Raw genomic sequence first — 25,982 nt, forward strand, 5'->3', positions numbered from 1 at the left:
GTCAGTCGCTGCACTTTTCAAACAACGGCGCTTGCTGCTGGGTGCGATCCCATTTCGTCGGCAGTTCGTCATATGTCTTGGCGGGCGGGGGTGGCGGCGGCGGCCGGACGTAAAAGCCTTCTTCGACGTCGAACTTCTTCTTGTCCTCGCGATGCGCGGAAAATGTTCGATACTTGTCGCCAACCTTCAACAGGACAATCTCCCAAGGCTCGCCAGGCTGACGCCACCACACCGCCGCGACGCTCGCCGGAGGATCCTGAACGGACACGAACTTGATCTTGTCGGCCGCGATGCGGGTCGCCGCGTAGATCGTGCTGATGAATGTCCGCACCTGGCCGGGCGAAAACGTCCCTATCACGTTCCTGATTGTCGGCGATCCCGAGGGCGGCACAATGTATGTCATCCGCGCGCCGCAGCCGTTGCTCGTGCAAGCCTGATTTGGATCGCGCTTGCAATCGACCGACCACGTCCCGACCAATCCGAAGGACTGAATGACCTCCGCAGCGCTCTCCTCTGCGGCCACCGGGCCTGCGGCAAGGCACGCGATGATCAAGCCAAAAGCCGGGTCTCTCATCGACCGCTCCCCATGCACGCTGGCCTGATCGGTTAAGCCCTGTGTCCTGCCTGCCCTAGACGTTAAGCGATTTTAACGATATCGCAAGGCGCGATGAGGGAAGCGTCAACCCGCCTGCTCCAAACCGGGACAATCATGCGCGCCGCGATCGCCGCCGCATCGATTGCGGTTGCTTGCGCGCTTGGCGGCTGCGCCGGCGGCGGTGGTGCTGCGAACTCCTATGCGATGGCGCCGAGCGCCGGCTCTGGAGCAACGGTCGCGTTCGAATCGATCGACGGGCCGCCGCCGCAAGTGTTCGACCGCATGGTCGGCGTGCTCGACAGCGAATCCAAGCTGCGCAGCCTGTCCGTGGTCTCCCGCGAGGGGACGGCCGCCTACCGCGTGCGCAGCTACCTCTCCGCCCAGATTGTCCGCGGCAAAACCGTGATCGCCTGGGTCTGGGACGTCTACGACGCCAACCAGCAGCGCGCGCTGCGCCTTTCCGGCGAGGAACCCACGTCCGCCAAGGGCGGCCGCGATCCGTGGGGCGCCGCTGACGACCTCGTGCTGCGGAAGATCGCCCAGGCCGGATTCAGCGGACTTTCCAACATGATCAATGGCACACCGGATGCGCCGGGCTCGGCTCCCGGCTTGCGCGGGCCGGCCGTGGCGAGCGTGATCCCGGAGGCTCCGGCGGCCGGGATGCCGGCCTCGGCGCTCGGCTATGCCGAGCGATAACCCCCGCTAAACCACGGCCCCAACTTCAGGCCAAACCGTTGACCGGACTCAGGATTTCGCAGGGAAAACGTAGCATCCCGGGTTGCCATTGCAGCCCTCCGCCTGATATTTCCTCGCCCGTCGTAACCGTGCTTCCAGTGGGTATTCTCTGATGTTGAACATCCTGTCCAACAAAGCGCGGGAGGAAGCGTCCATGTCGGCCAAGAACGGCTCCATTAAGCTCGTCGCCGGCAACTCCAATCCGGCTCTCGCCCAGGCCATCGCGCAAGGTCTCGACCTGCCGCTGACCAAGGCGGTGGTACGGCGCTTCGCTGACATGGAGATCTTCGTCGAGATCCAGGAGAACGTCCGCGGCTCGGATGCCTTCATCATCCAGTCGACCTCGTTCCCGGCCAACGACCATCTGATGGAATTGCTGATCATCACCGACGCGCTGCGGCGCTCCTCGGCGCGCCGCATCACCGCGGTGCTGCCCTATTTCGGCTACGCCCGGCAGGATCGCAAATCAGGTTCGCGCACGCCGATCTCGGCAAAACTCGTCGCCAATCTGATCACGCAGGCCGGCGTCGACCGCGTCATGACGCTCGACCTGCATGCCGGCCAGATCCAGGGCTTCTTCGACATCCCGACCGACAATCTCTACGCGGCGCCGCTGATGGTGCGGGACATCAAGGACAAGTTCGACCTCTCCAAGACGATGGTGATCTCGCCCGACGTCGGCGGCGTGGCACGCGCCCGCGGCCTCGCCAAACGCATCAACACCCCGCTCGCGATCGTCGACAAGCGCCGCGAACGTGCCGGCGAATCCGAGGTCATGAACGTGATCGGCGACGTCGCCGGCTACACCTGCATCCTGATCGACGACATCGTGGACTCCGGCGGCACGCTGGTGAACGCAGCCGACGCGCTGATCGCCAAGGGCGCCAAGGACGTCTACGCCTACATCACCCACGGTGTGCTCTCCGGCGGTGCGGCCGCCCGTATCACAAACTCCAAGCTGAAGGAGCTCGTGATCACCGACTCGATCCTGCCGACGGATGCGGTGAGCAAGGCGCCGAACATCCGCACGCTGCCGATCGCCAGCCTGATCTCCGACGCGATCGCGCGCACGGCGGCGGAAGAATCGGTGTCGAGCCTGTTCGACTGATTAGCTTCGCGATGTCGCAGGGTGAGCAATGGCGCGAGGCGCCGTGCCCACCTTTTTCTTTGCGGCGCAATCGGTGAGCACGCTTCACTTTGCGCACCACATGGCCACGGGCGCCGACGCGCCGCGGCACGCCTCGAAGACCTCGCGGGTTGTTGCCGGCCCCGCCCCATGACATCATCCGGATACCGAGTCATCTCTGCCCTCTGGATGCCTGATGCCACGCCGGAAATTCGCTTGGGAAAAGCTGTCGGATGACGAGTTGCTCAAGCAACGGCTCTCCAGCCTGAGGGTTACGGTCGAAGGCACCTGGCTCGATGATTGTGTCGGCACGCTCCACGAGGAGCTCGAGGAGCGCGGCATCCGGCTGCGGCCGCATACCTGGATCTCGAGCGAATGGTTCAGCCCGGGAGGCGTCCCCGGCATCGCCATCCCCTTCTATCTCGCCCATCCCCGCCTGATGAAGCTCGAGAAGAAGATGATGTTCGACGTCGAGGGCGGAACCTGGCGCGAATGCATGGCCATCCTCCGTCACGAAGCGGGCCACGCCATACAGCACGGCTATCAGCTGCAACGCCGCCGGCGCTGGCAGCAATTGTTCGGCCCGTCGTCGAAACACTATCCGCGCTATTACCGGCCCAATCCGGCGAGCAGGCGTTACGTCCAGCATCTGCGGCTGTGGTATGCGCAGAGCCATCCGGACGAGGATTTCGCCGAGACCTTTGCGGTGTGGCTGCGGCCGCGCTCGAACTGGCGGACGCGATATGCCGGCTGGCCGGCACTGAAGAAGCTCGAATATATCGACGAGCTGATGGGCGAGATCGCGGGAAAGCGGCCGTCGGTCACGACGCGGGAGCGTGTCGATCCGCTGGGCCGGCTCAGCCAGACGCTCGAAGAGCACTACAAGAAGAAGCAGGCGTTCTACGCCTTCACGCCCCCGAAGACCTACGACCGCGATCTCTCCCGGCTGTTTTCAGCCGATCCACGGCATCACCGCTCAAAGCCGGCTTCGACCCTGATCAGGCGACACCGCGCCCAGATCAGGCAATTGGTCGCGCGATGGACGGGCGAGAACCAGCTCACGCTCGATGCCGTGCTTGACGACATGATCTTCCGCTGCCGCGAGCTCGATCTCCGCGCCGTCGGCCCCGAACAGAAGCTCGTCCTCGATTTCACCGTCCTCGTGACCGCCAAGACGATGCACGCGCTGTTTGGCCCGTCTCGGCGCAAATGGATCGCGCTATGAGACGTCTCCGTATTCTCGTGCTGATGCATCCGGACTTCCTGCCCCCGGACTCCTCCGACGGATACTCCGCACAGGAGATCAATGCGTGGAAAACGGAATACGACGTGGTGAGCACCTTGCGCGCGGCCGGCCACGAGGTGCGGCCACTCGGCGCGCAGGAGGAAATCAAGCCGGTGCGCGTAGCGATCGAGGAGTTCAAGCCGCACGTGGTTTTCACGCTGCTGGAGGAATTCCACAACAACGTCGCCTTCGACCAGCACATCGCGAGCTATCTCGAGCTGATGAAGGTCCCTTATACCGGATGCAATCCGCGCGGGCTGATCCTGGCGCGCGGGAAGGATTTGTCCAAGACGCTGGTGCATCACCGCCGGATCGCCGCGCCGGCCTTTGCCGTCTTCCCGATGCGCCGCAAGGTGAAGCGCCCGACCCGTCTTGCGCTGCCGCTGATCGTCAAGAGCCTGAACATGGATGGCTCGTTCGGCATCTCGCAGGCATCGATCGTCGACAGCGACGAGAAGCTGGCGGAGCGGGTTGCCTTCATCCACGAGCGGGGCGAATCCGCCGCCATCGCCGAGCAGTTCATCGAGGGGCGAGAGCTTTACGTCGGCGTGCTCGGCAACAATCGCTTACGCGTTCTGCCGGTCTGGGAGTTGAAATTCGGCAGCATGGGCGGCCGTTCGTCACGGCACATCGCCACGGAGAAGGCCAAGCACGACACCGACTATCAGGAGAAGGTCGGCATCGTCGACGGGCCTGCGAAGGATCTGGCGCCGGACGTGACCGCCAGCATTCAGCGGGCCGCGAAACGCATCTACCGGGCGCTTGGCCTCGACGGCTACGCGCGCATCGATTTTCGTCTCTCCGCCGACGGCACGCCGTATTTCATCGAAGCCAACCCCAATCCCGAGATCGCCAAGAGCCAGGAGTTCGCCACGGCGGCTCAACATGCCGGGCTCAAATATCCGGCTCTCCTGCAACGCATCCTGATGCTCGGAATAAGCCGCGCCAAGGCGGGGGTGTCGCTGGGGTGATGACGAACACGGCAGCAATCGCCCCTCATCCTTCGCGACGCGCTTCGCGCTCCTCGGGATGAGGGGTGCTGGTCATTGCGCTACGTTACACAATTCCCGCGGCGACCTGGCCACGCAGGCGCTCCAGACCGAGCAATGTCTCCGCACAGGCGGCCGCGACCTCGACGCCCTTGATCGCAAAATGCCTGCGGAAGAAATCGTAGTGCACCTCGGTCTCGTGGAATTGCTGCGGCGTCAGCACCGCGGAGAACACGGGCACCTCGGTACGCAGTTGCACATCCATCAGCGCCTTGATCACGGTGTCGGCGACGAACTCGTGGCGGTAGATGCCGCCGTCGACGACGAGGCCGGCCGCGACGACCGCGGTGTAGCGCCGTGTCTTGGCGAGGATCTGCGCATGCAGCGGGATCTCGAACGAGCCCGGCACCTCGAACACGTCGACATGATTGAGGTGACGCACTTCTGCCTCCCTCACGAAGGCGATGCGGGCCTCCTCGACCACGTCGCGGTGCCAGCAGGCCTGCACGAAGGCCACCCGCTGCGGCTTTGCGAAGCGCGGATGCTCCGTCGCGGGATCCTGTGGAACCGGCGGCGGCGTTTGGGTTGGTTGGGGCGTTTCGGTTTGGGGGTCTTGCAACATCTGATTCATGGCTTTCCTCAGTTAAGGACCAGAATCAGGGCACACGGAACGACAAACAGCCGCATCCTGCGATGCGTCTGCCACCGACCGTTCTCTTTCATCCGGACTTTAACCGTCGGCTTCGGAGTTGCACCGAATCTGCTGACCCTTCCCTTCGGTAAAAGACCTTGAGGAAGGCGCTCGCGGGCTTAGGCCTTTCGGCCCTTACCGCCGGTGGGGACTTTCACCCCGCCCTGAGAACATCGGCCGTCCGGAATGAACGGCCTGAGGGAAATATGGCGCCGGCGAGCTGCCACAGCAAGTACGTTCCGCATGGGGAAATCGCATGGTCCCATGCCGCTTTGGCCGACCCGGCCCTCGCAGGGCGGAATTAACGATCGGGCATTCCACGCGAATCCGATTCCGGTTTGTTCTCCTCCATCCCGGTTGGGACATCCCACGTTAATAATTGTGGCCGAGATGAGCTGTGGACGAACGAGTCATGGCTTGTGGACGGACTCGGCAGCCGGTTGCGCAGATTCCGCAAATCACATCAGTTGATCCGCGACAAGCCCGCGCTGATCCCGGGATCGCTACAGCGACTCCGAGGGGAACGCCTTAACGACGTTAAGGAAGCGCGCGCCGGACCAAGCGCGTGCGTATCAGAGACAACAAAAAGGCAAGAGGTCGAGACGGCATGTCCCTGCTCGAAGGCACTATCGATTCGAAAAACCATCCGCTCGCGGTGGTCGAGGATATCGCTGCCAGCAACAACTGGCCGTTTGAACGCTCCGGCGAAGACGAACTCACGATTGTCTCCAAGGGACAATGGACCGACTACCAGATCTCCTTCACCTGGATGGGCGAGATCGAGGCGCTGCATCTGGCCTGCGCGTTCGACATGAAGATTCCGGTTGCGCGGCGACCGGAGGTGCAGCGGCTCGTCGCCGCGGTCAACGAGCAGTTGTGGGTCGGGCACTTCGACCTGTGGAGCAACACCGGCATGATCATGCACCGGCAGGCCCTGGTGCTGCCGGGCGGGCTCGCCGCCTCCACCGCGCAATGCGAAGCCATGCTCGCCGGCGCCATCCACGCCTGCGAGCGCTATTTTCCGGCGTTCCAGTTCGTGGTGTGGGCGGGCAAGACCACGACGGAAGCCATGGACGCGGCAATGTTCGACACGGTGGGCGAGGCGTAAGCACACTCTCCCGAGGCGGCGAGCGAGCCCAGCTTTCTCCATCGTCGTCCTGGCGAAAGCCAGGACCGATACCGCGAGGTCTTTGCGTAGCTCGCGATGCTTGTTGCCCTGCCATCCTTCCTCTAGAACCAGCCGGGGTAATGGGTCCTGGCCTTCGCCAGGACGACGGCATTGGCAACAGCGATGGCGAACAGCACTCTCAAAAACATCACCGGCACCATCCTGCTCGCCGGCGCCGGCAAGATGGGCGGCGCGATGCTGACCGGATGGCTTTCGGGCGGGCTCGATCCGCGCCGCGTCGCTGTGGTTGATCCGCACATCTCGCCCGAGATCACCGCGCTTGCCGCCAAGGGCGTTGCGCTCAATCCCGATGTGACGACGGTAGGCACGGTCGAGACAATGGTCGTCGCGGTGAAGCCGCAGATGTTCCGCGAGGCCGGCGCGAAGCTGAAATCATTTGTCTCTGAAAAAACCTCGGTGGTCTCGATCATGGCGGGAACCACGATCGCCTCGCTTGAAGAGGTCTGCGGTGGCGCCGTGGTGCGCGCGATGCCGAACACGCCGGCCGCGATCGGCCGCGGCATCACCGTCGCGGTCGCGGCGAACAACGTCAGCGCGGCCCAGCGCGCGGTGGCCGATGCGCTGCTGCGCGCCACCGGCTCGGTCGAATGGGTCGACGATGAGAGCCTGATGGACGCGGTCACCGCCGTCTCCGGCTCGGGCCCGGCCTATGTGTTTCTGCTCGCCGAAGAGCTCGCGCGCGCCGGTGTCGAGGCGGGATTGCCCGAGGCGCTCGCGACAAAGCTCGCGCGCGAAACCGTCGCCGGCTCCGGTGAACTTCTCCACCAGTCGGAGCTTCCCTCCAGCACGCTGCGCCAGAACGTCACCTCGCCCGGCGGCACCACCGCCGCAGCCCTCGGCGTGCTGATGAGCGAGCCCGGCCTGCGCGATCTGATGATCCGCGCGATCGCGGCGGCGACGAAGCGGTCAAAGGAGCTGGCGAAGTAAGGAAGCTATCCCCTCATGGTGAGGAGGCGCGAAGCGCCGTCTCGAACCATGCAGGCCCGGCTCTCGCCCGCGAGCCATCCTTCGAGACGACCGCTGCGCGGTCTCCTCAGGATGAGGCAGAGCAAGCGGCTCCTACGTCGTCCCCAACCGCTTGTTGAACATCTCGACATTGACGAGCCCGCGCGCGTGGCGGCCCTCGCCAAGCTTTCGCATGCCCTCGAAAGCCTCGACCTCGAAGCGGATGACGCGGCGCTCGACCGCGACGACCTTCGCGGTCGTCCGCACCGTCGCGCCGACCAGAGCTGCTGCAAGATGCCGGATGTCGACCTCGGTGCCGACGGTGACCCAGCCCGGCTGAAGCGCCGGGCGGATCGCATCGCCCGACGTCATCTCCATTTCCAGGATCATCATCGGCGTCGCGTAGACCATGGGCATGCCGGGCACGAAATGCCCGACCGTACGCTCTACTGGCACCACCAGCATGCGCTCGGCGTTCATGCCGATTGTGATGAAGTCGCGTGCGTCCATGTTGCTTGCTCGGCGTCGTCCCGGCCCCCCGTGCGCAATTGCGCACTAGGCCGGGACGACAGTTGTGATTGGCGCTCGAGCAGTGGCTATCTCTTCGCCGCCGCCGCGCGTTCCACAAAGGTCTTGCCGCCCTTCATCTTGTGGCGGAGCGGGGCTTCGTTGATCTGGATGACGACGGCATCGGCGTCGACGCCGAGATTCTTCACCAGTGCCTGGGTGATGTCGCGCATCATGCCGGCCTTTTGTTCGTCGCTGCGGCCTTCGGCCATGCTGACAGTGATCTCAGGCATTTTTCTCTCCCTTGGGGCCGAACACCGGCCGTTGACGGGCGCCATCAAACAGGAGGCGGATGCCCGGGACAAGCCCGGGCATGGCGGCGTCAGCGAATGGCTAGCCCCAGCTCACGTCATGGCGCGCCAGCACCTCGCGCACTTTTGCGACGAGATTGGCCTCGCTGCACGAGAACTGCGCCGGGCGGCTCTCGCGCCATTCCTGGTTGGAAGCGATCGCAGCCGCCGCCTTCGCGCCCTCGATCAGATCCTTGATCTGCAGCTCGCCGCGCGCCTTCTCATCCGAGCCCTGGATGATCACGCAAGGGCTGTTGCGGCGGTCGGCATATTTGAGCTGGTTGCCCATGTTCTTGGGATTGCCGAGATAGAGCTCGGCGCGGATGCCGGCGGTGCGCAGGCTCGCGACCATCTTCTGATAGTCTGCGACACGGTCGCGATCGAACACGGTGACGACGACGGGGCCAAACTCGGGTTTTGTGTCGAGCTTTCCGAGCAGCGTCAGCGCGGCCTGAAGCCGCGACACGCCGATCGAGAATCCAGTCGCCGGCACCGGCTCACCGCGGAAGCGCGAGACCAGGCCGTCATAGCGGCCGCCGCCGCCGACGGAGCCGAACCGCACCGGACGGCCCTTCTCGTCCTTGGTGTCGAGCAGCAGTTCGACCTCGTAGACGGGGCCGGTGTAATATTCGAGGCCGCGCACGACGGAGGGGTCGATACGGATGCGATCAGCGCCGTAGCCCGATGTCGTAACCAGTTTGGCAATCTCTTCCAGCTCGCTCACGCCGGCCTGACCAACTTCGCTCTTGGCGAGGTAAGTTTCTGCCGCGGCGATGGCCTCTTTCCAATCATCGCGCGGTTTGGTGATGGCGAGAACAACGTCGACCTCAGACGCGCCCAGATTGGCGCCCTTTGTGAAGTCGCCCTTGCCTTCTTCGCCGCCATCCCATCTGCCGGGACCGAGCAATTTGCGCACTTCCTCGGCGGGAAACTTGTCGAGCTTGTCGATTGCGCGCAACACGGTCAGCCTGCGTGCCGCGTTCTCTTCGCCGCCGAGCCCGATGGCTTCCAGAACGCCGTCGAGCACCTTTCGGTTGTTGACCTTCACGACGTACTGGCCGCGCTGAACACCAAGCACCTCCATCGTGTCCGCCGCCATCATGCATATCTCTGCATCCGCCGCCGGCGTCGCCGATCCCACCGTGTCCGCATCGAACTGCATGAACTGGCGGAAGCGGCCGGGGCCGGGCTTTTCATTGCGGAACACGTAGCCGACGCGATAACTGCGATACGGCAGGACAAGACCGTCGGTCCCATAACGCTCGCCGACGTAGCGGGCGAGCGGGGCGGTCAGATCATAGCGCAGGCTGATCCACTGCTCGTCGTCATCCTGGAACGAGAACACGCCCTCGTTCGGACGATCCTGGTCGGGCAGGAACTTGCCGAGCGCGTCGGTGTATTCCATCGCCGGCGTTTCCACCGGCTCGAACCCGTAGAGCTCGTAGACGGCGCGGATTTTTTCGACCATCTCGCGCGTCGCCCGGATCGCGGCAGGGTCGCGATCCTCGAGCCCGCGCGGCAGCCGCGCCTTCAGTTTCGGGGTTTTTTTGGGTTTTTCGGCCATGCGCGGCATTTACCAGCCGACGCGGGGTGCGGCAACTGCCGGCTTGCCCCCTACGGCTGCTCCATCCGCGCCCTCAGCGCGTCCGCATCCGCCTTCGGCAGCGACTTCAGCGTTGGCTTGATGGTTTCGCCGCCGACGATCTTGCCGTTGCGCATGAACATCCAGTCCGAGATGTCGGCTTCAGTGAATTCGACCTTGTCGCCTGCCCGCTTGCCGGGCAGATCGCGTGGCTCGTTGGCGAAGAGACCGGAATAAGCCCCGTTCGGTAGCTTCGTCACCTCGGCCATCCAGATGTGCTCACCGCCTTTGCGGGTCGAAAAGTGCACCTTCAGGGCATGCCCTGTCTCCGACGGCTTCGGCGCCTCATAGGAGGCCCAGAATGTCGGCAGCGTGCCGCGGGCGCGCGCGATCGCGGCGTTCATCTCCGGATCGGTGGTGCGCACGTCGACGACGGGCGAACGGCCCTCAGCGGAGATATCCGGCTTGGGGCCGATGCTCAGGATGCCGAAGACGGTGACGCCGGTGATTGCGGCGAGAACGGCCCATTTCAGGGGTTGGGAAAGCGTGGAAGCCATGATCGCGATGTCCGAATGCCTTGATGTCTCGGACTTTGTCGCGCGGTCGTGCAAGCGAGTTCATGGCATGCCGGCTGGCGTTCCCCGGATGCTGCGCAACGCGCCGCCTCTTGGCGGCGTGGTGCGCTGCTGATCCGGGGTCCATCCGCGGCGAAATGGATCCCGGCTCTGCGCAGCAGCGTTTCACGCTGCAGCGCGTCCGGGGCACGAGACCTCAAAACACCTTTTTGATCCAGCTGTGCGGATCGTTGGTGCGGCCATACTGGATGTCGACGAGCTGCTTGCGCAGGCCCATGGCGACAGGGCCGGCGGCGCCACCGCTGATCTCGAAATCGCCGCTGACCGAGCGCACCTTGCCGATCGGCGAGATAACGGCGGCAGTGCCGCAGGCAAACGCTTCCTTGAGCTTGCCGCTTGCCGCATCCTTGCGCCACTGGTCGAGCGAGTACGGCTCCTCGCGCACGGTCTTGCCGGCGTCTTTGGCCAGCGCGATGATGGAGTCGCGGGTGATGCCGGGCAGGATGGTGCCGAGCGGCGGCGTCGAGAGCGAGCCGTCCTCGAACACGAAGAACACGTTCATGCCGCCGAGCTCCTCGACGTAGCGGCGCTCGACCGCGTCCAGGAAGACGACTTGATCGCAGCCGTGCTGGATGGCTTCGGCCTGCGCCCGCAGGCTTGCAGCGTAATTGCCGCCGCATTTGACGGCGCCGGTACCACCGACCGCGGCGCGCGTGTAGTTCTCTGAAACCCAGATCGACACCGGCGCGGGGCCACCTTTGAAGTAGGAGCCGACCGGCGAGGCGATCACCGCGAAAATGTATTCGGAGGACGGCTTGACCCCAAGGAAGGTCTCGCTCGCGATCATGAAGGGACGCAGGTAAAGGCTGCCCTCGCCGCCCGGCATCCAGGCGCGGTCGATGCGCACGACGTGCTCGACGGCCTCGATGAAGATGTCTTCGGGGAGCTGCGCCATCGCCATGCGATCGGCCGAGTCCTTGAAGCGCCGCGCATTGGCGTCGGGACGGAACAGGTTCACGCCGCCGTCGTCGCGCTTGTAGGCTTTGAGGCCTTCAAAAATTTCCTGAGCGTAGTGCAGGACGGCGCCGGCCGGATCGATCTGGAAATTGGCGCGGGCCTCGACGCGCGCCTCGTACCAGCCGCCCTTGGCCTGGTTGTAACGAACCACCGCCATGTGGTCGGTGAAGACCCTCCCGAAACCTGGGTCCACCAGCTTGGCGACGCGGTCCTTCTCGGGGATCGGATTGGATGCGGGCTGGATGTCGAATTTCATGCTCATGTCCTTAGGCCTCCCGCTGCCGGTGGCGGCGCTGTTCTGGCGCCCGCCTGCCCTTTTCCGGGCTCGGCTGGCTTGACTAGGTTACTGGCCGGACCACCGCCAGCCTTGTTACGGCCGGTTTCCGTGGCCAGCATGTCGCCGAGGACATGCTTTTGCGGAAGGCAGAAGTCCAGTATGTTTTGCCGAACACCGCTCGACAATCGCACGGTAGATCTGATCCGGCTGTCGCCGCCTGTTCGGCGCTCACCAACCGCTCCTGGAAATGCCGCCCGCAGTGAAACGATTTAAAATTTCGTGCGAGCTGATCGTTTTGTAACATTGGACCCAAGATACGTCAATATGCCTGACATAAATTTCGCGACTCCCCCTCAAGACGCTGCCGAGCCACGGCCGGCGGCAGGCGACGGAGGCAATTTGCGCTGGGATATCATTGAGCTGCTGTTCTTCGCCTATCGCGATTTCGTCGGCGATCCCGACCAGGAGCTGGAGGCGTTCGGCTTCGGCCGGGCTCACCACCGCGTCATGCACTTCGTCTATCGCTATCCCGGTCTCAAGGTCGCCGATCTCCTCGACGTCCTGCGCATCACCAAGCAATCGCTCGGCCGGGTGCTCAAGCAGCTCCTGGACGAGGGGTATATCGTGCAGAAGACCGGCGACAATGATCGCCGCCAACGCCTGCTCTTTGCGACACCGAAGGGCGAGGCGCTGGTGCAGAAGCTCGCCGGCCTCCAGACCACGCGGATCACCAGGGCGCTCGCCGAGATGGCGCCGCAGGATGCCGAGACCGTCAAGCGCTTCCTGCGCGCGATGATCGATCGCGAGGATCCGGACAAGGTGCTCGAGACGATCTTCGCTTCCGTCAACCACGACGCCAAGGAGTGACCGTGCCGCTCGCTGCCACGCTCGCCCGCCCGCCGGCACGCCCGGCCGACGATGCCCCGCATCTCCTGCTGGTCGACGACGACCGCCGCATCCGCGATCTGCTCTCGCGCTTTCTCGCCGGCGAAGGCTATCGCGTTTCGACCGCCGGCAGCGCCAGCGACGCGCGCGCGAAGCTCATGGGCCTGCACTTCGACCTCTTGATCCTGGACGTCATGATGCCCGGCGAGACCGGCTTCGATCTCGCCCGTTTCATCCGGACCTCCTCCTCGGTGCCGATCGTGATGCTGACGGCGCGGCATGAAGCCGAAGCCCGCATCGAGGGCCTGCAGATCGGCGCCGACGACTACGTCGCAAAGCCGTTCGAGCCGCGCGAGCTCGCGTTGCGCATCAACAACATCCTCAAGCGCGCCGCGCCGCCGCCGCAGGCCGCAGCGGTCGAGAAGATCGCGTTCGGTCCCTACGTCTACCATCTCGACCGCGGCGAGTTGCGCCAGGGCGAAGACGTCATCCACCTCACCGACCGGGAGCGCGAGATGCTGCGGATCCTGTCGGAGACGCCCGGCGAGACCGTGCCGCGCAGCGCACTGACCGGCAATGGCAGCGTCAACGAGCGTGCCGTCGACGTGCAGATCAACCGCCTGCGGCGCAAGATCGAGACCGATCCCGCCAATCCGCTGTTCCTCCAGGCGGTGCGCGGTATCGGCTACCGGCTGGTCGCCTCGCCTTGAGTTTTGTGAAGTGAAGCGCCCCCTATGAGCACGATCGATACCGGCCTGACGCTTTTGAAGAGCGCCGCCGGCCGCGTGTCCGCCGTCAATGGCTGGATGGGCAACGCATTCAAGGGCTGGATGCCGACCGGCCTCTATGCCCGCGCGCTGCTGATCATGATCGTGCCGATGGTGATCCTGCAGTCGGTCGTCGCCTTCGTGTTCATGGAGCGGCACTGGAACACGGTGACGCGGCGCCTGTCGGCGGCGGTGGTGCAGGACATCGCCGCGCTGATCGACGTCTACAAGGGCTATCCGCAAGACAAGGACCGCGACCAGATCCGCCGCATCGCGCAGCAGCGCCTCGGCCTCGTCGTCGATTTCCTTCCGGCCGGCGACATGCCGCCGCCCGGGCCAAAGCCGTTCTTCTCGCTGCTCGACCAGACCCTGTCGGTGCAGCTCGGCCGCCAGATCGGGCGCTCGTTCTGGATCGACACGGTCGGCCGCTCCAACCTCGTCGAGATCCGGATCCAGCTCGACGATGCCGTGATGCGCGTGTTCGCGCAGCGCAGCGCCGCCTATGCCTCGAACTCGGAGATTTTCCTGTTCTGGATGGTGGGAACGTCCTCGATCCTGCTGATCGTCGCGGTGCTGTTCCTGCGCAACCAGATCAAGCCGATCCTGCGTCTTGCGGACGCCGCCGAAAGCTTCGGCAAGGGCCGCGAGGCGCCGAACTTCAGGCCGCGCGGCGCGCGCGAGGTGCGGCGCGCGTCGGTCGCCTTCCTCGAAATGAAATCGCGCATCGAGCGCACGATGGAGCAGCGCACCGCGATGCTCGCCGGCGTCAGTCACGATCTGCGCACGATCCTGACGCGGTTCAAGCTCGAACTGGCGCTGATCGGCGACAGCCCTGAAATGGAGGGCATGCGCAAGGACGTCGACGAGATGTCGATGATGCTGGAAGATTACCTCGCGTTTGCCCGTGGCGATTCCGGCGAGCAGTCGCAGCCGACCGACATGGCACAGGCGCTCGAGGAGTTGCGCAGCGACGCCGAACGCCACGGCCACACCGCGACCGTCGCGTTCAACGGGCTGCCCGTGGTCACGGTGAAGCCGGCCTCGTTCAAGCGCTGCCTCGCCAACCTCGTCACCAACGCCGCCCGCTACGGCAGAAGCATCGCCATCACCGGCCAGCGCGATCACCGTTATTTGACCGTGACGGTCGACGACGACGGGCCGGGCATTCCCGCCCATCTGCGCGAAGAGGTGTTCAAGCCGTTCCTGCGGCTGGACAACGCCCGCAACCAGGACGAAGGCGGCACCGGCCTAGGCCTCGCGATCGCACGCGACATCGCCCGCTCGCATGGCGGCGACATCACGCTCGGCGATAGCCCGATGGGCGGATTAAGGGCGAGCGTGCGGATACCGGTATAACGGATGTAGCCGCAACAGTCCTATTTCGGCAGCAGCGTCTTCAGCTTGTCGATGTCGCGCACGTTCATCTTGAAGCCGCCCGGCATCACGATGTCGCCGGGCTTCTGCTCGGGCTTGCAGGCTCCGAGCCACTTGGCTTCGAGTGTCATCGTGGAATCGCGCCCCGCGGCGCCGGCGGCGCCACCTTGTGCGTGCGACGAGGTCTTCACCGTGTAGGCCGAATTGAAATCGCCCGTGATCTCGGCATGCGAGGTCGTGCTGATGCCGGCGACACTGCACTCGGAATCGCTGACATAGCCGGTCGCGGTCTTCTTGATGTCCTGCTTGGCGCAGATCTGCTTGGCCATCGGGGAGACGTTGTTGTTCATCTCCTTGTCGACGGTCTCGTCGGTGCAGTGCTGCATGGTCATTTCGGGCACGGGCGTACCGGTCCTGAGCATCTTCAATTCCCAGAGACCAGCTTTGCGCATCGGCAGATCGTCGGCGCTGGCTACGCCGGCCGACAAGACGAGGCAAAGGGCCGAGCCGAGCAAAGCGAGTTTGCGCGTCATGTGAGAAGCTCCCGGCTGAGAGATTGCTGGCGTTACGAAAACGCCTCAGTAGAGCGTGCGGATCGGCTTGTCGGCAGCGCCATAGGGCACCCAGCGGCACGAGAACGAGATGTAGCCGCCCTCATAGGCCTGCACCCCCAGGAATTTCGCGACTTTTCCGTAGCGCGCGCAATGATCGACCGCGACCTGCCGCGCATCGACCTGGGTTGCCATCGAATAGGCGATGATGCCGCCGGTGTCGTTGCCCTTGAACGGAGGCACCGGAAGGATATCGGCGCGCGCCGACTGGCTCGCCATCATACCCAAGGCAAGTAGGCCCGCGGCCGCAATGATTCGCATTCCCGTCACTCCGATTGGTTGGTGGCAGTTTACGGTGCCGGGGCGGCGGTGGAAAGAACGGAAGGCCGGTTGCTGCGACCTTGTGGTCAACTCGTCGGCGAGTGTTGCCGCGCTGCACTTGACCCCGCGCGGCCTTCACGGCACCGTCCGTCCCTCGCAGATCATGCTGTCTGGATTGCCCATGCGCGCCTCGACCTCCCTGAAATCGCTCCGCTTTGCCACCGTGCTCGGCCTCCTGTTCGGGGCGCTGTCGCTCGGTGAGGCCAGGGCCGCCAATCCGCTGGAGCTGAATTTCTGGCTGAGCGGGCCGCGCTATGACGGCAACGTCTCCGAATGCGACAGGGCGCTGCCGACGATCGCTTCCCAGTTCTTGGAGAAGGAAAGCTCGTTCTGGAATTCCTCGTTGAAGATCACCGGCTTCGCCGCGGTTCGCGAGACCGCGTTCCGGCCCTGGGCACCCGATAACATTCCGCGCCGCTTTTGCAGCGGCGAGGCCATGCTCACGGACGGCAAGATGCGCAAGGTGCACTTCTCGATCATCGAGGATGGCGGCTTCGCCAGCTTCGGCCAGGGCGTCGAATGGTGCGTGGTCGGGCTCGACCGCAACTGGGCCTACAACCCGTCCTGCCGCGCCGCCAAGCCTTAAGCAGCCTAAGCCTTAAGCAGCCCAGCCTCAGTCCAAGAAGCTCTGATTCGGTTGGCTGAAATGGCCGCCTGAATTTTGTTCTTGAAATGTTCCTATCGCCTGCTAGGCTTGCTGCACAGTCTAGTTGAGGGGGTCGCCATGTTTCATTCCAGATTGCATTCGTTCTCCCGCCTGATGATCTCGCTGACGCTTGCGGCCGGGCTGGCTGCGCTGGCCGGCGGCGCGAAGGCCGAGGACAAGCGGCAGAACGCGCCCGGCGAATTCGATTTTTATGTGCTGTCGCTGTCGTGGTCGCCCTCCTTCTGCGAGGAGGCGGCAGAGCGCGGCGGCCGCTCGCAGATCCAGTGCAGCGGACGGCCCTACGCTTTCGTGGTGCATGGTCTGTGGCCGCAATATGAGAACGGTTTTCCGGAATATTGCCAGCGGCCGTCGCCGCGGCTGAATCGCAGCATCGTCTCCTCGATGCTCGATCTGATGCCGGCGCCGGGGCTGATTTTCAACGAGTGGGACAAGCACGGCACCTGCTCGGGGCTCGCCGACCGCAGCTATTTCGAAACGATCCGAAAGGCGCGCGCCGCGATCAAGATTCCGGCCGAATATCTCGATCTATCGCAGGCCAAGACCGTGGCGCCGGCGGAGGTGGAGGAGGCCTTCATCAAGGCCAATCCGGGCCTCGGCAACGCCGCCGTCTCAATCACGTGCAACCGGACGCGGCTGTCCGAAGTCCGCATCTGCCTCAGCAAGGACCTGCAATTCCGCGCCTGCGAGGAGATCGACCGCCGCGCCTGCCGCCGCGACCAGGTGACGATGCCGCCGATCAGGGGTGGGTAGCCCCGGCGTCGTGCCTCTTTGCTCAAGCCGTCACGTGGCGTAGTGCTCTTGCATGAATTACCGCCACGCCTTTCACGCCGGAAGCTTCGCTGACGTCATCAAGCACATCGTGCTGGCGCGCATCGTCACCTATCTCCAGGACAAGCCGGGCGCCTTCCGCGTCATCGACACCCATGCGGGCGCCGGCCTCTACGATCTCGAAAGCGACGAGGCCCGCCGCGGCGGCGAGTGGCTGACGGGCATCGCCCGGCTGATGCAGGCGCGTTTCTCGAACGACACCATCGCGCTGACCAAGCCCTATCTCGATATTGTCCGCGCCTACAATCCGAAGGGCGAGCTCAAGGCTTATCCGGGCTCGCCGCTGATTGCGCGCGCCCTGATGCGGCCGCAGGACCGCCTCGTCGCCTGCGAACTCGAGCCGAAGGCGCGCAAAGCGCTGATCGGCGTGCTGCGCCACGACGAGCAGGCCCGCGTGGTCGATCTCGACGGCTGGATGGCGCTGCCGGCTTTCGTGCCGCCGAAGGAACGGCGCGGGCTCGTGCTGATCGACCCCCCGTTCGAGGCAAAGGACGAGTTCGACAAGCTGGGCGAGGCCTTCTCGGCGGCTTTTGCGAAATGGCCGACTGGTATCTATGTAATCTGGTATCCCGCCAAGAGCCGGCGCGCCACCGACGCACTGGTGCAATCAGTGGCGCGCCTCGCAGCCGCAGCAAAGCCGCCGGGAAATTGCCTGCGCCTCGAATTCAGTGTGTCGCCGCAAGCCGACGGCGCAACTCTCACCTCCACCGGGCTCTTGATCGTCAATCCGCCTTACACGCTGCAGGGCGAGCTCAAGACGATCCTGCCCGAGCTGGAAATGCCGCTCGGCCAGGGTGGCGCTGCCAGATTCCGATTAGAGGTGCCGAGGCCCTAACACTCCGGCATTCTTGGGAAAAATATGCAAGAGCCGTAGTCAATCTGCAAAGAACCGTATTATGCTGTTTCCGTGACTGGCTTTACGTTCCGCTTCCGCGAATGGTTGCGGCGGAGTGAAGGCCTAAGAAAGATCCGGTCGGACCGAATGGTCTGCCCAAGGATGGCCAGCTCCCGGGCTTCGTACGGCCCGGTCATGTCGTGACGTGCGTCTGCGTCGCGACGGAGGAGCAATGAGGGGGAGTTTCCCGATGGCCATGACGGGAACGGTCAAGTTTTTCAACGGCGAGCGCGGCTACGGATTCATCAAACCGGACGACGGCGGCCGCGACGTCTTCGTGCACATTACTGCCGTGGAGCGGGCCGGATTAAAGGACCTTGCCGAAGGACAGCGTATTACTTTCGAAGTCGAACCGGACAAGAAGGGGAAGGGGCCGAAGGCGGTCGATTTAGTCATCCTTTCCTAGCGAGTCCGACGCGAAAACACCGGCGCAAAAAAATCCCGGCCGCGAGCGGCCGGGAGGCTGTAGTCCGGTATTTTCTTCTTTGGGTATCAGAAGTGATAGTTCACGCCTGCGCGCACAACGCTGGCGCTATAGCCGTTTGACACGCCTGTAATCGCGAACTGACTCGTCGACAGATCGATGTAGAGATATTCGAGCTTGGCGCTCCAGTTCGGCGCGAACCCGACTTCCGCGCCGGCACCGATGGTCCAGCCGGCGCTGGTGTGCGACTCCGTCCAGCCGAACGTCTGTGCGCGCAGCTCGCCGAAGGCGAGGCCCGCGGTGCCGTAGACCAGCACGTTGCTGAAGGCATAGCCGGCGCGGCCGCGCAGGGTGCCGAACCACGGATTGGAGAACTTCCACGGCGCGAAGGTGTCGTCGGCACCCGTGGCCTGGATGTCGCCCTCGACGCCGAACACCCACGGGCCGTTCTGGAAATTGTAGCCGGCCTGAACACCGCCGACGAAGCCGGAGGGCTTTGCGGGATTGTTGTTCACCGAGCCCCATTCGTAGCCGAGATTGCCGCCGAGATACGGGCCCGCCCAGCTATAGCCGTTGAGCGGCTGATTGACCGTGTAGGGCGCACGCTGCCCGTAATTGAGATCGGCCGCCTTTGCCGAAGCCGTCCAGCCGGCTGCAACCAACGCAGCTGCGCCCACAACGAGCCTCTTCATCACACACTCCAACGCAACTGCCGTCACCGGGTGCGATGCCTGCGCCGCCGCGCGAGGCAAAACCGCATGGTTACGGAACCAAGACCTTTTCGTGTAAGATTTATCGCGAGTTTTAAGTTAAAGGCCTGTTAAGTCGGGTTACCGCGCTGTTAACAGGCTTAAGCAAGCGTTACCGGGAACTGCGCCGCCATTCTGTGCGTGCCGCACGGCCGGAACTTCAAATCAGCACCCCAAGCGCCTAAATTCGCTCCATGGTTCACGATTCCACCGACGATCCGGACGACATGCACGCGCGTAAACCCGTGCACGGCAACGTGCCGGACGTCCCGCCCCAGGAAACGGAAACGGCGCCCCCGGACCTCGATCCCGCGACCGCAAGCGGTGACGACGAGGACGATGCACGGCTGCCGGATATCCCGGAAGAGAGCGGCACGGTCGGCGAAGAGCCGCTGGCGACCGGCCATGAGGCGATCGAGCGCGCGGTTCGCCTCGCCCCCACCTCGCCCGGCGTCTACCGCATGCTTAGTGCGAATGCCGACGTGCTCTATGTCGGCAAGGCCAAGAACGTCAAAAAGCGCCTGTCGAATTATGCGCGTCAGAGTGCGCCGCTGCCGGCGCGCATCCTGCGCATGATCGCCGCCACCGTTACCGTGGAAATCATCTCGACCAACACCGAGACCGAAGCGCTGCTGCTGGAAGCCAACCTCATCAAGCAGCTTCGGCCGCGCTTCAACGTGCAGCTGCGCGACGACAAGTCGTTTCCCTATATTCTGATCACCGGCGACCATTGGGCGCCGCAGATCCTGAAGCACCGCGGCGCGCAGACCCGTCCCGGTCGCTATTTCGGCCCGTTCGCCTCCGCCGGCGCCGTCAACCGCACCATCACCGCGCTTCAGCGCGCGTTCCTGGTCCGCTCCTGCACGGATTCCTTCTTCGAGAGCCGCAGCAGGCCCTGCCTGCTCTACCAGATCCGCCGCTGCGCCGGCCCCTGCACCCGCGAGATCGACTTCCCCGGCTACACGACGCTGGTGCGCGAGGCGACCGACTTCCTCTCGGGCAAGAGCCAGGCGGTGAAGCAGGAGCTCGCTGGCGAGATGGAGAAGGCTTCCGGCGAGCTCGAATTCGAGAGCGCCGCGCTCTACCGCGACCGCCTCGCCGCGCTCTCTGCGATCCAGTCGCAGCAGGGCATCAATCCGCGCACGGTGGAAGAAGCCGACGTGTTCGCCATCCACCAGGAGGGCGGCTTCTCCTGCGTCGAGGTGTTCTTCTTCCGCACCGGGCAGAACTGGGGCAACCGCGCCTATTTTCCGCGCGCGGAGAAAACGTATACGCCAGAGGAAGTGCTCGGCTCCTTCCTCGCCCAGTTCTACGACGACAAGCCGCCGCCGAGGAATATCCTGCTCTCGCACGAGATCGAGGAGAGCGAACTGCTCGCCAGTGCACTGGCGATCAAGGCCGGCCGCAAAGTCGAGGTTTCCACGCCGAAGCGCGGCGAGAAGAAGGAGCTCGTCGCCCACGCGCTCACCAACGCGCGCGAGGCGCTCGGCCGCAAGCTCGCGGACACCGCGACGCAGAGCCGCCTGCTCGACGCCATGGCCACGACGCTGAGCCTGCCGCATTCGCCGAAGCGGATCGAGGTCTACGACAACAGCCACATCCAGGGCACCAACGCGGTCGGCGCCATGATCGTCGCCGGCCCGGACGGTTTTGTGAAAAACCAGTACCGCAAGTTCAACATCAAGTCGGAAGGGCTCACGCCCGGCGACGATTACGGGATGATGCGCGAGGTGCTCGAACGCCGCTTCAAGCGCCTGATCAATCCACCCGAGGACAGTGCGGCCAAGGAAAACGACAAGGCTAAGGACGATGATTTCCCGCAATGGCCGGATCTCGTGATCATCGACGGCGGCCGCGGCCAGCTCAACGCCGTCCGGGAGATCTTTACGAATCTCGGCCTGACCCAAGTGGCGCTGATGTCCGTGGCCAAGGGGCCGGACCGGGATGCCGGCCGCGAGACCCTGTTCATGCCGGAGCGCGAGGCGATCAAGCTGGAGCCACGCGACCCCGTGCTCTATTTCATCCAGCGGCTGCGGGACGAGGCGCATCGCTTCGTCATCGGTTCGCACCGCAAGCTGCGCAAGAAGGACATCCGCGAGGCCGGTTTGCAGGAGATTGCGGGCATCGGTCCGTCACGCAAACGTGCCTTGCTGCATCATTTCGGAACCCTGAAGGAGATCGAACGGGCCTCGATCGCCGATCTCGGCAAGGTTCCGGGGGTGAGCGCCGAAAGCGCCCGCAAGATTTTCGACTATTTCCACCCCCAGCCGGGGTGATCTAAAGGGGCCGCGGTCATATGGTCGTCGCATCTCGCACCCCATTTGGGGAGCGGACCGGTTGACCTTCAGGCTGCAGCGGTATTGGTAGGACGGATGAACATCGCCACGACACGAGGGACGACCAGCCGCGCGATGTCCCTCCCGAACCTTCTGACCTACGGCCGGATCGCTGCGATCCCGGTCGTGGTCGGGTGCATTTACGCGCAGTCGATCGTGGACGGCCCTCTGTGGCTGCGCTGGGTTGCGGTCGCCATTTTCATCGCGGCCGCGGTCACGGACTATCTCGACGGCTATTACGCGCGGATATGGAATCAGCAATCGGCGTTCGGCCGAATGCTCGATCCGATCGCCGACAAGCTGCTGGTCGCCTCGTGCCTCCTCATGCTGGCCGCCGACGGCATCATCCACGGCTGGTCGCTGTGGGCTGCCATCGTGATCCTGTGCCGCGAGATCCTGGTCTCGGGCCTGCGCGAGTACCTCGCCGCGCTGCGCGTCAGCGTGCCCGTGACCAAGCTTGCGAAGTGGAAGACAACCGTTCAGCTCATCGCCATCGGCTTCCTGCTGGCCGGTCCGGCCGGCGATGAGGTGATACCCATGGTCTCGATGGTCGGACTGGTCCTGCTCTGGGCCTCGGCGATCCTCACCATGTACACCGGCTACGACTATTTCCGCGCCGGCATCCATCACCTCATCAAGGAGGATGAGGGATGAAGGTGAAGTACTTCGCCTGGGTGCGCGAGCGCGTCGGTAAGGTCGAAGAGACGATCGAACCGCCTGCGACCGTACGCACCGTGGAAGAGCTGATCGCCTGGCTATCCGGCCAAAGCGAAGCCTACGCCTACGCGTTCGAGAAGCCGAAGGTGATCCGCACCGCGATCGACCATACCCACGTCAAGCCGGACGCAGCGATCGCAGGCGCCCGCGAGATCGCGTTCTTCCCGCCGATGACCGGCGGCTAGGCCATGACCTCTCCCGTCACCGCCTCTCCCGTCACCGCGTGCCCCGTCACCATCCGTGTCCAGCAGGACGATTTCGACATCGCGCGCGAGATCGCGGTCCTGACCGGGAGCCGCACCGACATCGGCGCGGTCGTGAGCTTCTCCGGCATCTGCCGCGGCGACGAGGACAGTGCAAAGATCGCCGCGCTCACGCTCGAGCATTATCCTGGTATGGCGGAAGAAGAGATCAGGCGTCATGCCGACGAGGCCACCGCGCGCTGGCCGCTCAACGGTGTCACTGTGATCCATCGCGTCGGCCGGTTCATGCCCGGCCAGAACATCGTGCTGGTGCTGACCGCCTCGCAGCACCGCCAGGCGGCGTTCCAGGCAGCCGAGTTCCTGATGGATTATCTCAAGACCAACGCGCCGTTCTGGAAGAAAGAAGAGAGCGCCACCGGCACCGGCTGGGTCGAGGCCCAGGCCCGCGACGACGAAGCCGCCGCACGCTGGACCCGACCCTGATGGCAACAACATCCAAAAAGACCATGCGCGGCCGCGCCGCGGCAAAGCTCGCGAAAGTGGGCCGCGGCGAGCTTGTCGCGCTGATCGATTTCGTCCGCTATGCGGTGAGCCGCTTCAACGAGGCCAAGCTCGCCTTTGCGCATGGCACGACCGATCCGGTCGCGGAAGCGGCCTTCCTGGTCTGTGAAGCCCTGCATCTGCATCCCGAACAGTTCGAGATTTTTGCCAACGCGCGCGTCACGGCCGCCGAGGGCAAGATCATCATCGATCTCATCCATCAGCGCGTCACCACGCGCAAACCGGCCGCCTATCTCGTCAACAAGATCTACATGCGCGGCCTGCCCTTCTATGTCGACGAGCGCGTCATCGTTCCCCGCTCCTTCATCGGCGAGCTGCTGGATTCGCATTTCGGCGGCGACGGCGAAGCCGGCTCGCTGATCGACGATCGCGCCGCCGTCGAGCGCGTGCTCGATCTCTGCACGGGGTCGGGATGCCTCGCTATTCTCGCCGCGCATCATTTCCCGAACGCCACGATAGACGCCGTCGATATCTCGAAGGGCGCGGTCGAAGTCGCCCGCCGAAATGTCGGCGAATACGGGCTCGATGACCGGGTCAGCCTGCATCGCGGCGACCTGTTCGCCCCGCTCGGCGACACCAGATACGACCTGATCATCACCAACCCGCCTTATGTCGACGCCGAAGGCATGGCGGCGCTGCCGCCGGAGTGCCGGGCCGAGCCGAAGCTCGCCTTCGACGGCGGGGCCGACGGTCTCGACGTGGTGCGCAGGATCCTGCGCGAGGCGCCCGAACACCTGACGCCGGATGGCGGGCTGATCTGCGAGATCGGCCGCGGCCGCGAGCTGGTCGACGAGGCCTTCCCGGAGCTGCCGCTGCTCTGGCTCGACACCGAGGATTCCGAGGGCGAGGTGTTCTGGATCGCGGCAGCCGATCTCGGCTGATCCGTCACGACCGGCAGACCTCGTCGGAACAAGTCAAATACCGCCACGTTCATCCCCGGACGAATGTCTCGCTCTCGGAGGATATCCGCATGCTCGCGCCATCGGGCGAATTGCTGCGCGCCGGCGTCGCGCTCAAGCTCAACCATCTCAAGCGCGCCGCCCGGTCCTATGCCCGTGACCGGAGCAATCAAGCCACAGGGCGCATGACGTCGTACGCGGTTGCGGCCGGACTGCTCGCGGTTGCCGGCTTGTTCGTCGTTGCAGCCTTCTTCGTCGGCCTGATCGCGCTGTACCGCTGGGTTGCAATCCATTACGGACAATTCTGGGGGTTCGGCGCCGTCGGCGGCGTGCTGTTGGTGCTGGCCGGCGCCTGCGCCGGCGTGGCCATGGCTCAGATGAAGCGCAAGACCAAGCCGATCGTGCCGCTCGCCAGCCGCCTGCGCGTGGCTATCGCCACCCCCGCGCATCCCGCGCGGAACGGTAAAGCAGGCGGTGAAAGAGGTCGCGACGACAATTCCCCTGGTGCCGCTCGCGCCGGGCGAACGCGGCCACGAACGAGGACATGGCGGCAGCACATGGCCGGTTCGATCCAACCGGCCCGTGCAACTCGGGCTGATGCTCGCGGCTGTGGGGCTGGTAGGGCTCACGGCAGCGCGTCGGCGGCGTCACGGCCACGGAGCGGACAGCTAAATGCGTGTGCGGCGCGCCGAGCAACTTGACAGCTGGCTGCTAGTGGCAGCCACGACCGTGTTTGTGCTCACCGCAGAACGGTATTTCCAGGATTCCGGCCTGATCCGGCCGGGACCTCCGCAAGACCATCGCAACAGCGAGGCGAATTCGCCGGAAACGAGCCCGACAGGCGCAGCCACGCAACCCGGCCATGGCCGCCGCTCGAAAAGCCCGTTCGCGATCCCCTGGGCTGGCTGGAAAGACATCTTCTGGCGTACCTATCAGCGCGTCGGCGACGATCGCCTGCTCGCGACCGCCGGCGGCGTCGTTTTCTTCGGGCTGCTCGCGATCTTTCCGGCGGTCACAGCTCTGGTTTCATTCTATGGCCTGTTCGCCGATCCCTCGACGATCAGTTCCAACCTGCATTCGCTCGCGATGATGCTGCCCGAGGGTGCGTTCCAGATCGTCGAGGACCAGGTGGCGCGCGTCGTGTCGAACGGCGGTGCGACCCTTGGTGTCACCTTCCTGTTTGGCCTCGTGCTCGCGATCTGGAGCGCCAATGCTGGCGTCAAAGCCATCTTCGACGCCCTCAACGTCGCTTATGAAGAGCGCGAAAAGCGCAGCTTCATCCGGCTCAACGCGGTCTCGCTGGCCTTCACGGTCGGTGGCATCGTTGCCCTGCTGCTGATGGTGGGCGCCGTCGTCGCCTTCCCGCTCACGCTCAATCATCTCGGCATGGCGCCCGAAAGCAAGCTGATCGTGGCGCTGGCGCGATGGCCGGTGCTGTTCGTCATTCTCCTTGCGGCGCTCGCCGTCCTCTACCGTTTCGCGCCCAGCCGCGATGCGCCGCGCTGGCAATGGCTGAGCCTCGGCGCGGTGACGGCCGCGATCCTCTGGATCGCCGGCTCGGCTCTGCTGTCCTGGTATCTCTCGGAATTCGCTAACTACAATGCGACCTACGGCTCGCTCGGCGCTGCGATCGGCTTGATGACGTGGATGTGGATGTCGGCCATCGTCATCATGTTCGGGGCCGAGCTGAACTCGGAGGTCGAACGGCAGACCCTGCACGACACGACCACCGGGCCGCCCAAGCCGCTTGGCACCCGTCAGGCCGTCTCGGCCGACACGGTCGGCGCTGCGGCGCCGTCCTGACTCTGCAGGAGGGCCGCTATCCCCTCGAATCAACAATGATGCTAACGTCATGCTCGCTTGGGGGAGCATGGGGCGTGAC

30 protein-coding genes, 1 pseudogene and 1 riboswitch are annotated in these 25,982 nt (G+C 64.5%); of the genes and pseudogenes, 21 read left to right on the forward strand and 10 right to left on the reverse strand.

The window, feature by feature from the left end; translation table 11 throughout:
* Nucleotide 1: 1 nt before the first annotated feature.
* The gene (locus ACVWW3_RS25610; protein WP_456648263.1) at nt 2-574 is read right to left on the reverse strand and encodes a hypothetical protein; all 573 of its coding nucleotides are present in this window, start codon (nt 572-574) and stop codon (nt 2-4) included.
* Nucleotides 575-667: 93 nt separating this feature from the next.
* Between ACVWW3_RS25610 and ACVWW3_RS25615 the strand changes: the two genes are divergently transcribed.
* The 4 genes from ACVWW3_RS25615 to ACVWW3_RS25630 all read left to right on the forward strand — a co-directional run bounded on the left by ACVWW3_RS25615 (nt 668) and on the right by ACVWW3_RS25630 (nt 4,712).
* Nucleotides 668-1,291 carry a hypothetical protein gene (locus tag ACVWW3_RS25615; RefSeq protein WP_354107044.1) on the forward strand — a complete coding sequence of 208 codons (624 nt, stop codon included), beginning with the start codon at nt 668-670 and terminating at the stop codon, nt 1,289-1,291.
* A 193-nt stretch (nt 1,292-1,484) separates the two neighbouring features.
* A complete protein-coding gene (locus tag ACVWW3_RS25620) occupies nt 1,485-2,438 on the forward strand; it encodes a ribose-phosphate pyrophosphokinase (protein ID WP_247352999.1) in 954 nt (317 codons plus the stop codon).
* A 214-nt stretch (nt 2,439-2,652) separates the two neighbouring features.
* Nucleotides 2,653-3,681 (forward strand): putative zinc-binding metallopeptidase, encoded by a 1,029-nt coding sequence (locus ACVWW3_RS25625; RefSeq protein ID WP_456648262.1) that lies wholly within the window; start codon nt 2,653-2,655, stop codon nt 3,679-3,681.
* Nucleotides 3,678-4,712, forward strand: a complete 1,035-nt coding sequence (locus tag ACVWW3_RS25630) for a D-alanine--D-alanine ligase family protein (protein WP_456648261.1) — start codon at nt 3,678-3,680, stop codon at nt 4,710-4,712. Before ACVWW3_RS25625 ends, ACVWW3_RS25630 begins: the two co-directional genes overlap by 4 nt.
* A gap of 85 nt (nt 4,713-4,797) precedes the next feature.
* Here the strand turns inward: ACVWW3_RS25630 and ACVWW3_RS25635 are convergent, their stop codons facing one another.
* A complete protein-coding gene (locus tag ACVWW3_RS25635) occupies nt 4,798-5,361 on the reverse strand; it encodes a 6,7-dimethyl-8-ribityllumazine synthase (protein ID WP_456648260.1) in 564 nt (187 codons plus the stop codon).
* 76 nt (nt 5,362-5,437) lie between these two features.
* Nucleotides 5,438-5,597, reverse strand: a riboswitch (FMN riboswitch).
* Nucleotides 5,598-6,028: 431 nt separating this feature from the next.
* Here ACVWW3_RS25635 and ACVWW3_RS25640 point away from each other — a divergent pair.
* Both ACVWW3_RS25640 and proC read left to right on the forward strand, forming a co-directional pair.
* Complete coding sequence (locus ACVWW3_RS25640) at nt 6,029-6,529, forward strand: type III secretion system chaperone family protein (RefSeq protein WP_354052651.1); 501 nt, start codon at nt 6,029-6,031, stop codon at nt 6,527-6,529.
* A gap of 183 nt (nt 6,530-6,712) precedes the next feature.
* Entirely contained in the window at nt 6,713-7,537 is an 825-nt protein-coding gene (proC, locus tag ACVWW3_RS25645; protein WP_456648259.1) for a pyrroline-5-carboxylate reductase, read from the forward strand.
* A 132-nt stretch (nt 7,538-7,669) separates the two neighbouring features.
* Here the strand turns inward: proC and ACVWW3_RS25650 are convergent, their stop codons facing one another.
* From ACVWW3_RS25650 to ACVWW3_RS25665, 4 genes are all read right to left on the reverse strand, one after another.
* Nucleotides 7,670-8,065 carry a thioesterase family protein gene (locus ACVWW3_RS25650; protein WP_456648258.1) on the reverse strand — a complete coding sequence of 132 codons (396 nt, stop codon included), beginning with the start codon at nt 8,063-8,065 and terminating at the stop codon, nt 7,670-7,672.
* A gap of 86 nt (nt 8,066-8,151) precedes the next feature.
* Complete coding sequence (locus ACVWW3_RS25655; protein WP_456648257.1) at nt 8,152-8,400, reverse strand: tautomerase family protein; 249 nt, start codon at nt 8,398-8,400, stop codon at nt 8,152-8,154.
* A gap of 55 nt (nt 8,401-8,455) precedes the next feature.
* Nucleotides 8,456-9,976, reverse strand: a complete 1,521-nt coding sequence (gene hisS / locus ACVWW3_RS25660; RefSeq protein ID WP_456672174.1) for a histidine--tRNA ligase — start codon at nt 9,974-9,976, stop codon at nt 8,456-8,458.
* Nucleotides 9,977-10,026: 50 nt separating this feature from the next.
* Complete coding sequence (locus ACVWW3_RS25665; protein WP_456648256.1) at nt 10,027-10,551, reverse strand: YegJ family protein; 525 nt, start codon at nt 10,549-10,551, stop codon at nt 10,027-10,029.
* Between ACVWW3_RS25665 and ACVWW3_RS25670 the strand changes: the two genes are divergently transcribed.
* A complete protein-coding gene (locus tag ACVWW3_RS25670; protein WP_456648255.1) occupies nt 10,550-10,684 on the forward strand; it encodes a hypothetical protein in 135 nt (44 codons plus the stop codon). The genes ACVWW3_RS25665 and ACVWW3_RS25670 overlap by 2 nt on opposite strands.
* Nucleotides 10,685-10,765: 81 nt before the next feature.
* Here ACVWW3_RS25670 and ACVWW3_RS25675 read toward each other — a convergent pair whose 3' ends face one another.
* Nucleotides 10,766-11,848, reverse strand: coding sequence for a branched-chain amino acid aminotransferase (locus ACVWW3_RS25675; RefSeq protein WP_456672175.1), 1,083 nt, complete (start codon nt 11,846-11,848; stop codon nt 10,766-10,768).
* A 339-nt stretch (nt 11,849-12,187) separates the two neighbouring features.
* Between ACVWW3_RS25675 and ACVWW3_RS25680 the strand changes: the two genes are divergently transcribed.
* The 3 genes from ACVWW3_RS25680 to ACVWW3_RS25690 are packed head-to-tail and all read left to right on the forward strand — an operon-like array spanning nt 12,188 to nt 14,871.
* The gene (locus tag ACVWW3_RS25680) at nt 12,188-12,730 is read left to right on the forward strand and encodes a MarR family winged helix-turn-helix transcriptional regulator (protein WP_247352983.1); all 543 of its coding nucleotides are present in this window, start codon (nt 12,188-12,190) and stop codon (nt 12,728-12,730) included.
* Entirely contained in the window at nt 12,727-13,458 is a 732-nt protein-coding gene (locus tag ACVWW3_RS25685; protein ID WP_247352981.1) for a response regulator, read from the forward strand. The genes ACVWW3_RS25680 and ACVWW3_RS25685 overlap by 4 nt, the downstream gene beginning before the upstream one ends.
* A 24-nt stretch (nt 13,459-13,482) precedes the next feature.
* On the forward strand, nt 13,483-14,871 hold the full coding sequence (locus tag ACVWW3_RS25690; RefSeq protein WP_456648254.1) for an ATP-binding protein: 1,389 nt from the start codon (nt 13,483-13,485) through the stop codon (nt 14,869-14,871).
* Nucleotides 14,872-14,891: 20 nt separating this feature from the next.
* Here the strand turns inward: ACVWW3_RS25690 and ACVWW3_RS25695 are convergent, their stop codons facing one another.
* Nucleotides 14,892-15,422 carry a DUF3617 domain-containing protein gene (locus tag ACVWW3_RS25695; protein WP_456648253.1) on the reverse strand — a complete coding sequence of 177 codons (531 nt, stop codon included), beginning with the start codon at nt 15,420-15,422 and terminating at the stop codon, nt 14,892-14,894.
* Nucleotides 15,423-15,467: 45 nt separating this feature from the next.
* Complete coding sequence (locus ACVWW3_RS25700) at nt 15,468-15,761, reverse strand: hypothetical protein (RefSeq protein ID WP_247352976.1); 294 nt, start codon at nt 15,759-15,761, stop codon at nt 15,468-15,470.
* Nucleotides 15,762-15,942: 181 nt separating this feature from the next.
* Here ACVWW3_RS25700 and ACVWW3_RS25705 point away from each other — a divergent pair, with 181 nt between their 5' ends.
* The 4 genes from ACVWW3_RS25705 (at nt 15,943) to ACVWW3_RS25720 (ending at nt 18,617) form a co-directional block, all read left to right on the forward strand.
* On the forward strand, nt 15,943-16,407 hold the full coding sequence (locus ACVWW3_RS25705) for a hypothetical protein (RefSeq protein WP_456649747.1): 465 nt from the start codon (nt 15,943-15,945) through the stop codon (nt 16,405-16,407).
* A 138-nt stretch (nt 16,408-16,545) separates the two neighbouring features.
* Nucleotides 16,546-17,238: a ribonuclease T2 family protein gene (locus ACVWW3_RS25710; protein WP_456648252.1), complete on the forward strand. Its 693-nt coding sequence runs from the start codon at nt 16,546-16,548 to the stop codon at nt 17,236-17,238.
* A 52-nt stretch (nt 17,239-17,290) separates the two neighbouring features.
* On the forward strand, nt 17,291-18,151 hold the full coding sequence (locus ACVWW3_RS25715) for a 23S rRNA (adenine(2030)-N(6))-methyltransferase RlmJ (protein WP_247352971.1): 861 nt from the start codon (nt 17,291-17,293) through the stop codon (nt 18,149-18,151).
* 250 nt (nt 18,152-18,401) lie between these two features.
* Complete coding sequence (locus ACVWW3_RS25720) at nt 18,402-18,617, forward strand: cold-shock protein (protein WP_092029496.1); 216 nt, start codon at nt 18,402-18,404, stop codon at nt 18,615-18,617.
* Between the two features lie 86 nt (nt 18,618-18,703).
* Here the strand turns inward: ACVWW3_RS25720 and ACVWW3_RS25725 are convergent, their stop codons facing one another.
* Entirely contained in the window at nt 18,704-19,327 is a 624-nt protein-coding gene (locus ACVWW3_RS25725) for an outer membrane protein (RefSeq protein ID WP_247352969.1), read from the reverse strand.
* Nucleotides 19,328-19,578: 251 nt separating this feature from the next.
* Here ACVWW3_RS25725 and uvrC point away from each other — a divergent pair, with 251 nt between their 5' ends.
* From uvrC to ACVWW3_RS25760, 7 genes and pseudogenes are all read left to right on the forward strand, one after another.
* Nucleotides 19,579-21,660 carry an excinuclease ABC subunit UvrC gene (gene uvrC, locus ACVWW3_RS25730; protein ID WP_456648251.1) on the forward strand — a complete coding sequence of 694 codons (2,082 nt, stop codon included), beginning with the start codon at nt 19,579-19,581 and terminating at the stop codon, nt 21,658-21,660.
* 96 nt (nt 21,661-21,756) lie between these two features.
* Nucleotides 21,757-22,374 (forward strand): CDP-diacylglycerol--glycerol-3-phosphate 3-phosphatidyltransferase, encoded by a 618-nt coding sequence (pgsA, locus tag ACVWW3_RS25735; protein ID WP_247352966.1) that lies wholly within the window; start codon nt 21,757-21,759, stop codon nt 22,372-22,374.
* Entirely contained in the window at nt 22,371-22,622 is a 252-nt protein-coding gene (gene moaD / locus ACVWW3_RS25740) for a molybdopterin converting factor subunit 1 (protein ID WP_456648250.1), read from the forward strand. The genes pgsA and moaD overlap by 4 nt, the downstream gene beginning before the upstream one ends.
* A 3-nt stretch (nt 22,623-22,625) precedes the next feature.
* Complete coding sequence (locus ACVWW3_RS25745; RefSeq protein ID WP_456648249.1) at nt 22,626-23,123, forward strand: molybdenum cofactor biosynthesis protein MoaE; 498 nt, start codon at nt 22,626-22,628, stop codon at nt 23,121-23,123.
* The gene (gene prmB / locus ACVWW3_RS25750; RefSeq protein WP_456648248.1) at nt 23,123-24,082 is read left to right on the forward strand and encodes a 50S ribosomal protein L3 N(5)-glutamine methyltransferase; all 960 of its coding nucleotides are present in this window, start codon (nt 23,123-23,125) and stop codon (nt 24,080-24,082) included. Before ACVWW3_RS25745 ends, prmB begins: the two co-directional genes overlap by 1 nt.
* Before the next feature lie 89 nt (nt 24,083-24,171).
* Nucleotides 24,172-24,772: pseudogene (locus ACVWW3_RS25755) on the forward strand (phage holin family protein).
* The gene (locus tag ACVWW3_RS25760; protein ID WP_456648247.1) at nt 24,773-25,903 is read left to right on the forward strand and encodes a YihY/virulence factor BrkB family protein; all 1,131 of its coding nucleotides are present in this window, start codon (nt 24,773-24,775) and stop codon (nt 25,901-25,903) included.
* Nucleotides 25,904-25,982: the final 79 nt, after the last annotated feature.

The organism is Bradyrhizobium sp. LM2.9 (assembly GCF_054056555.1).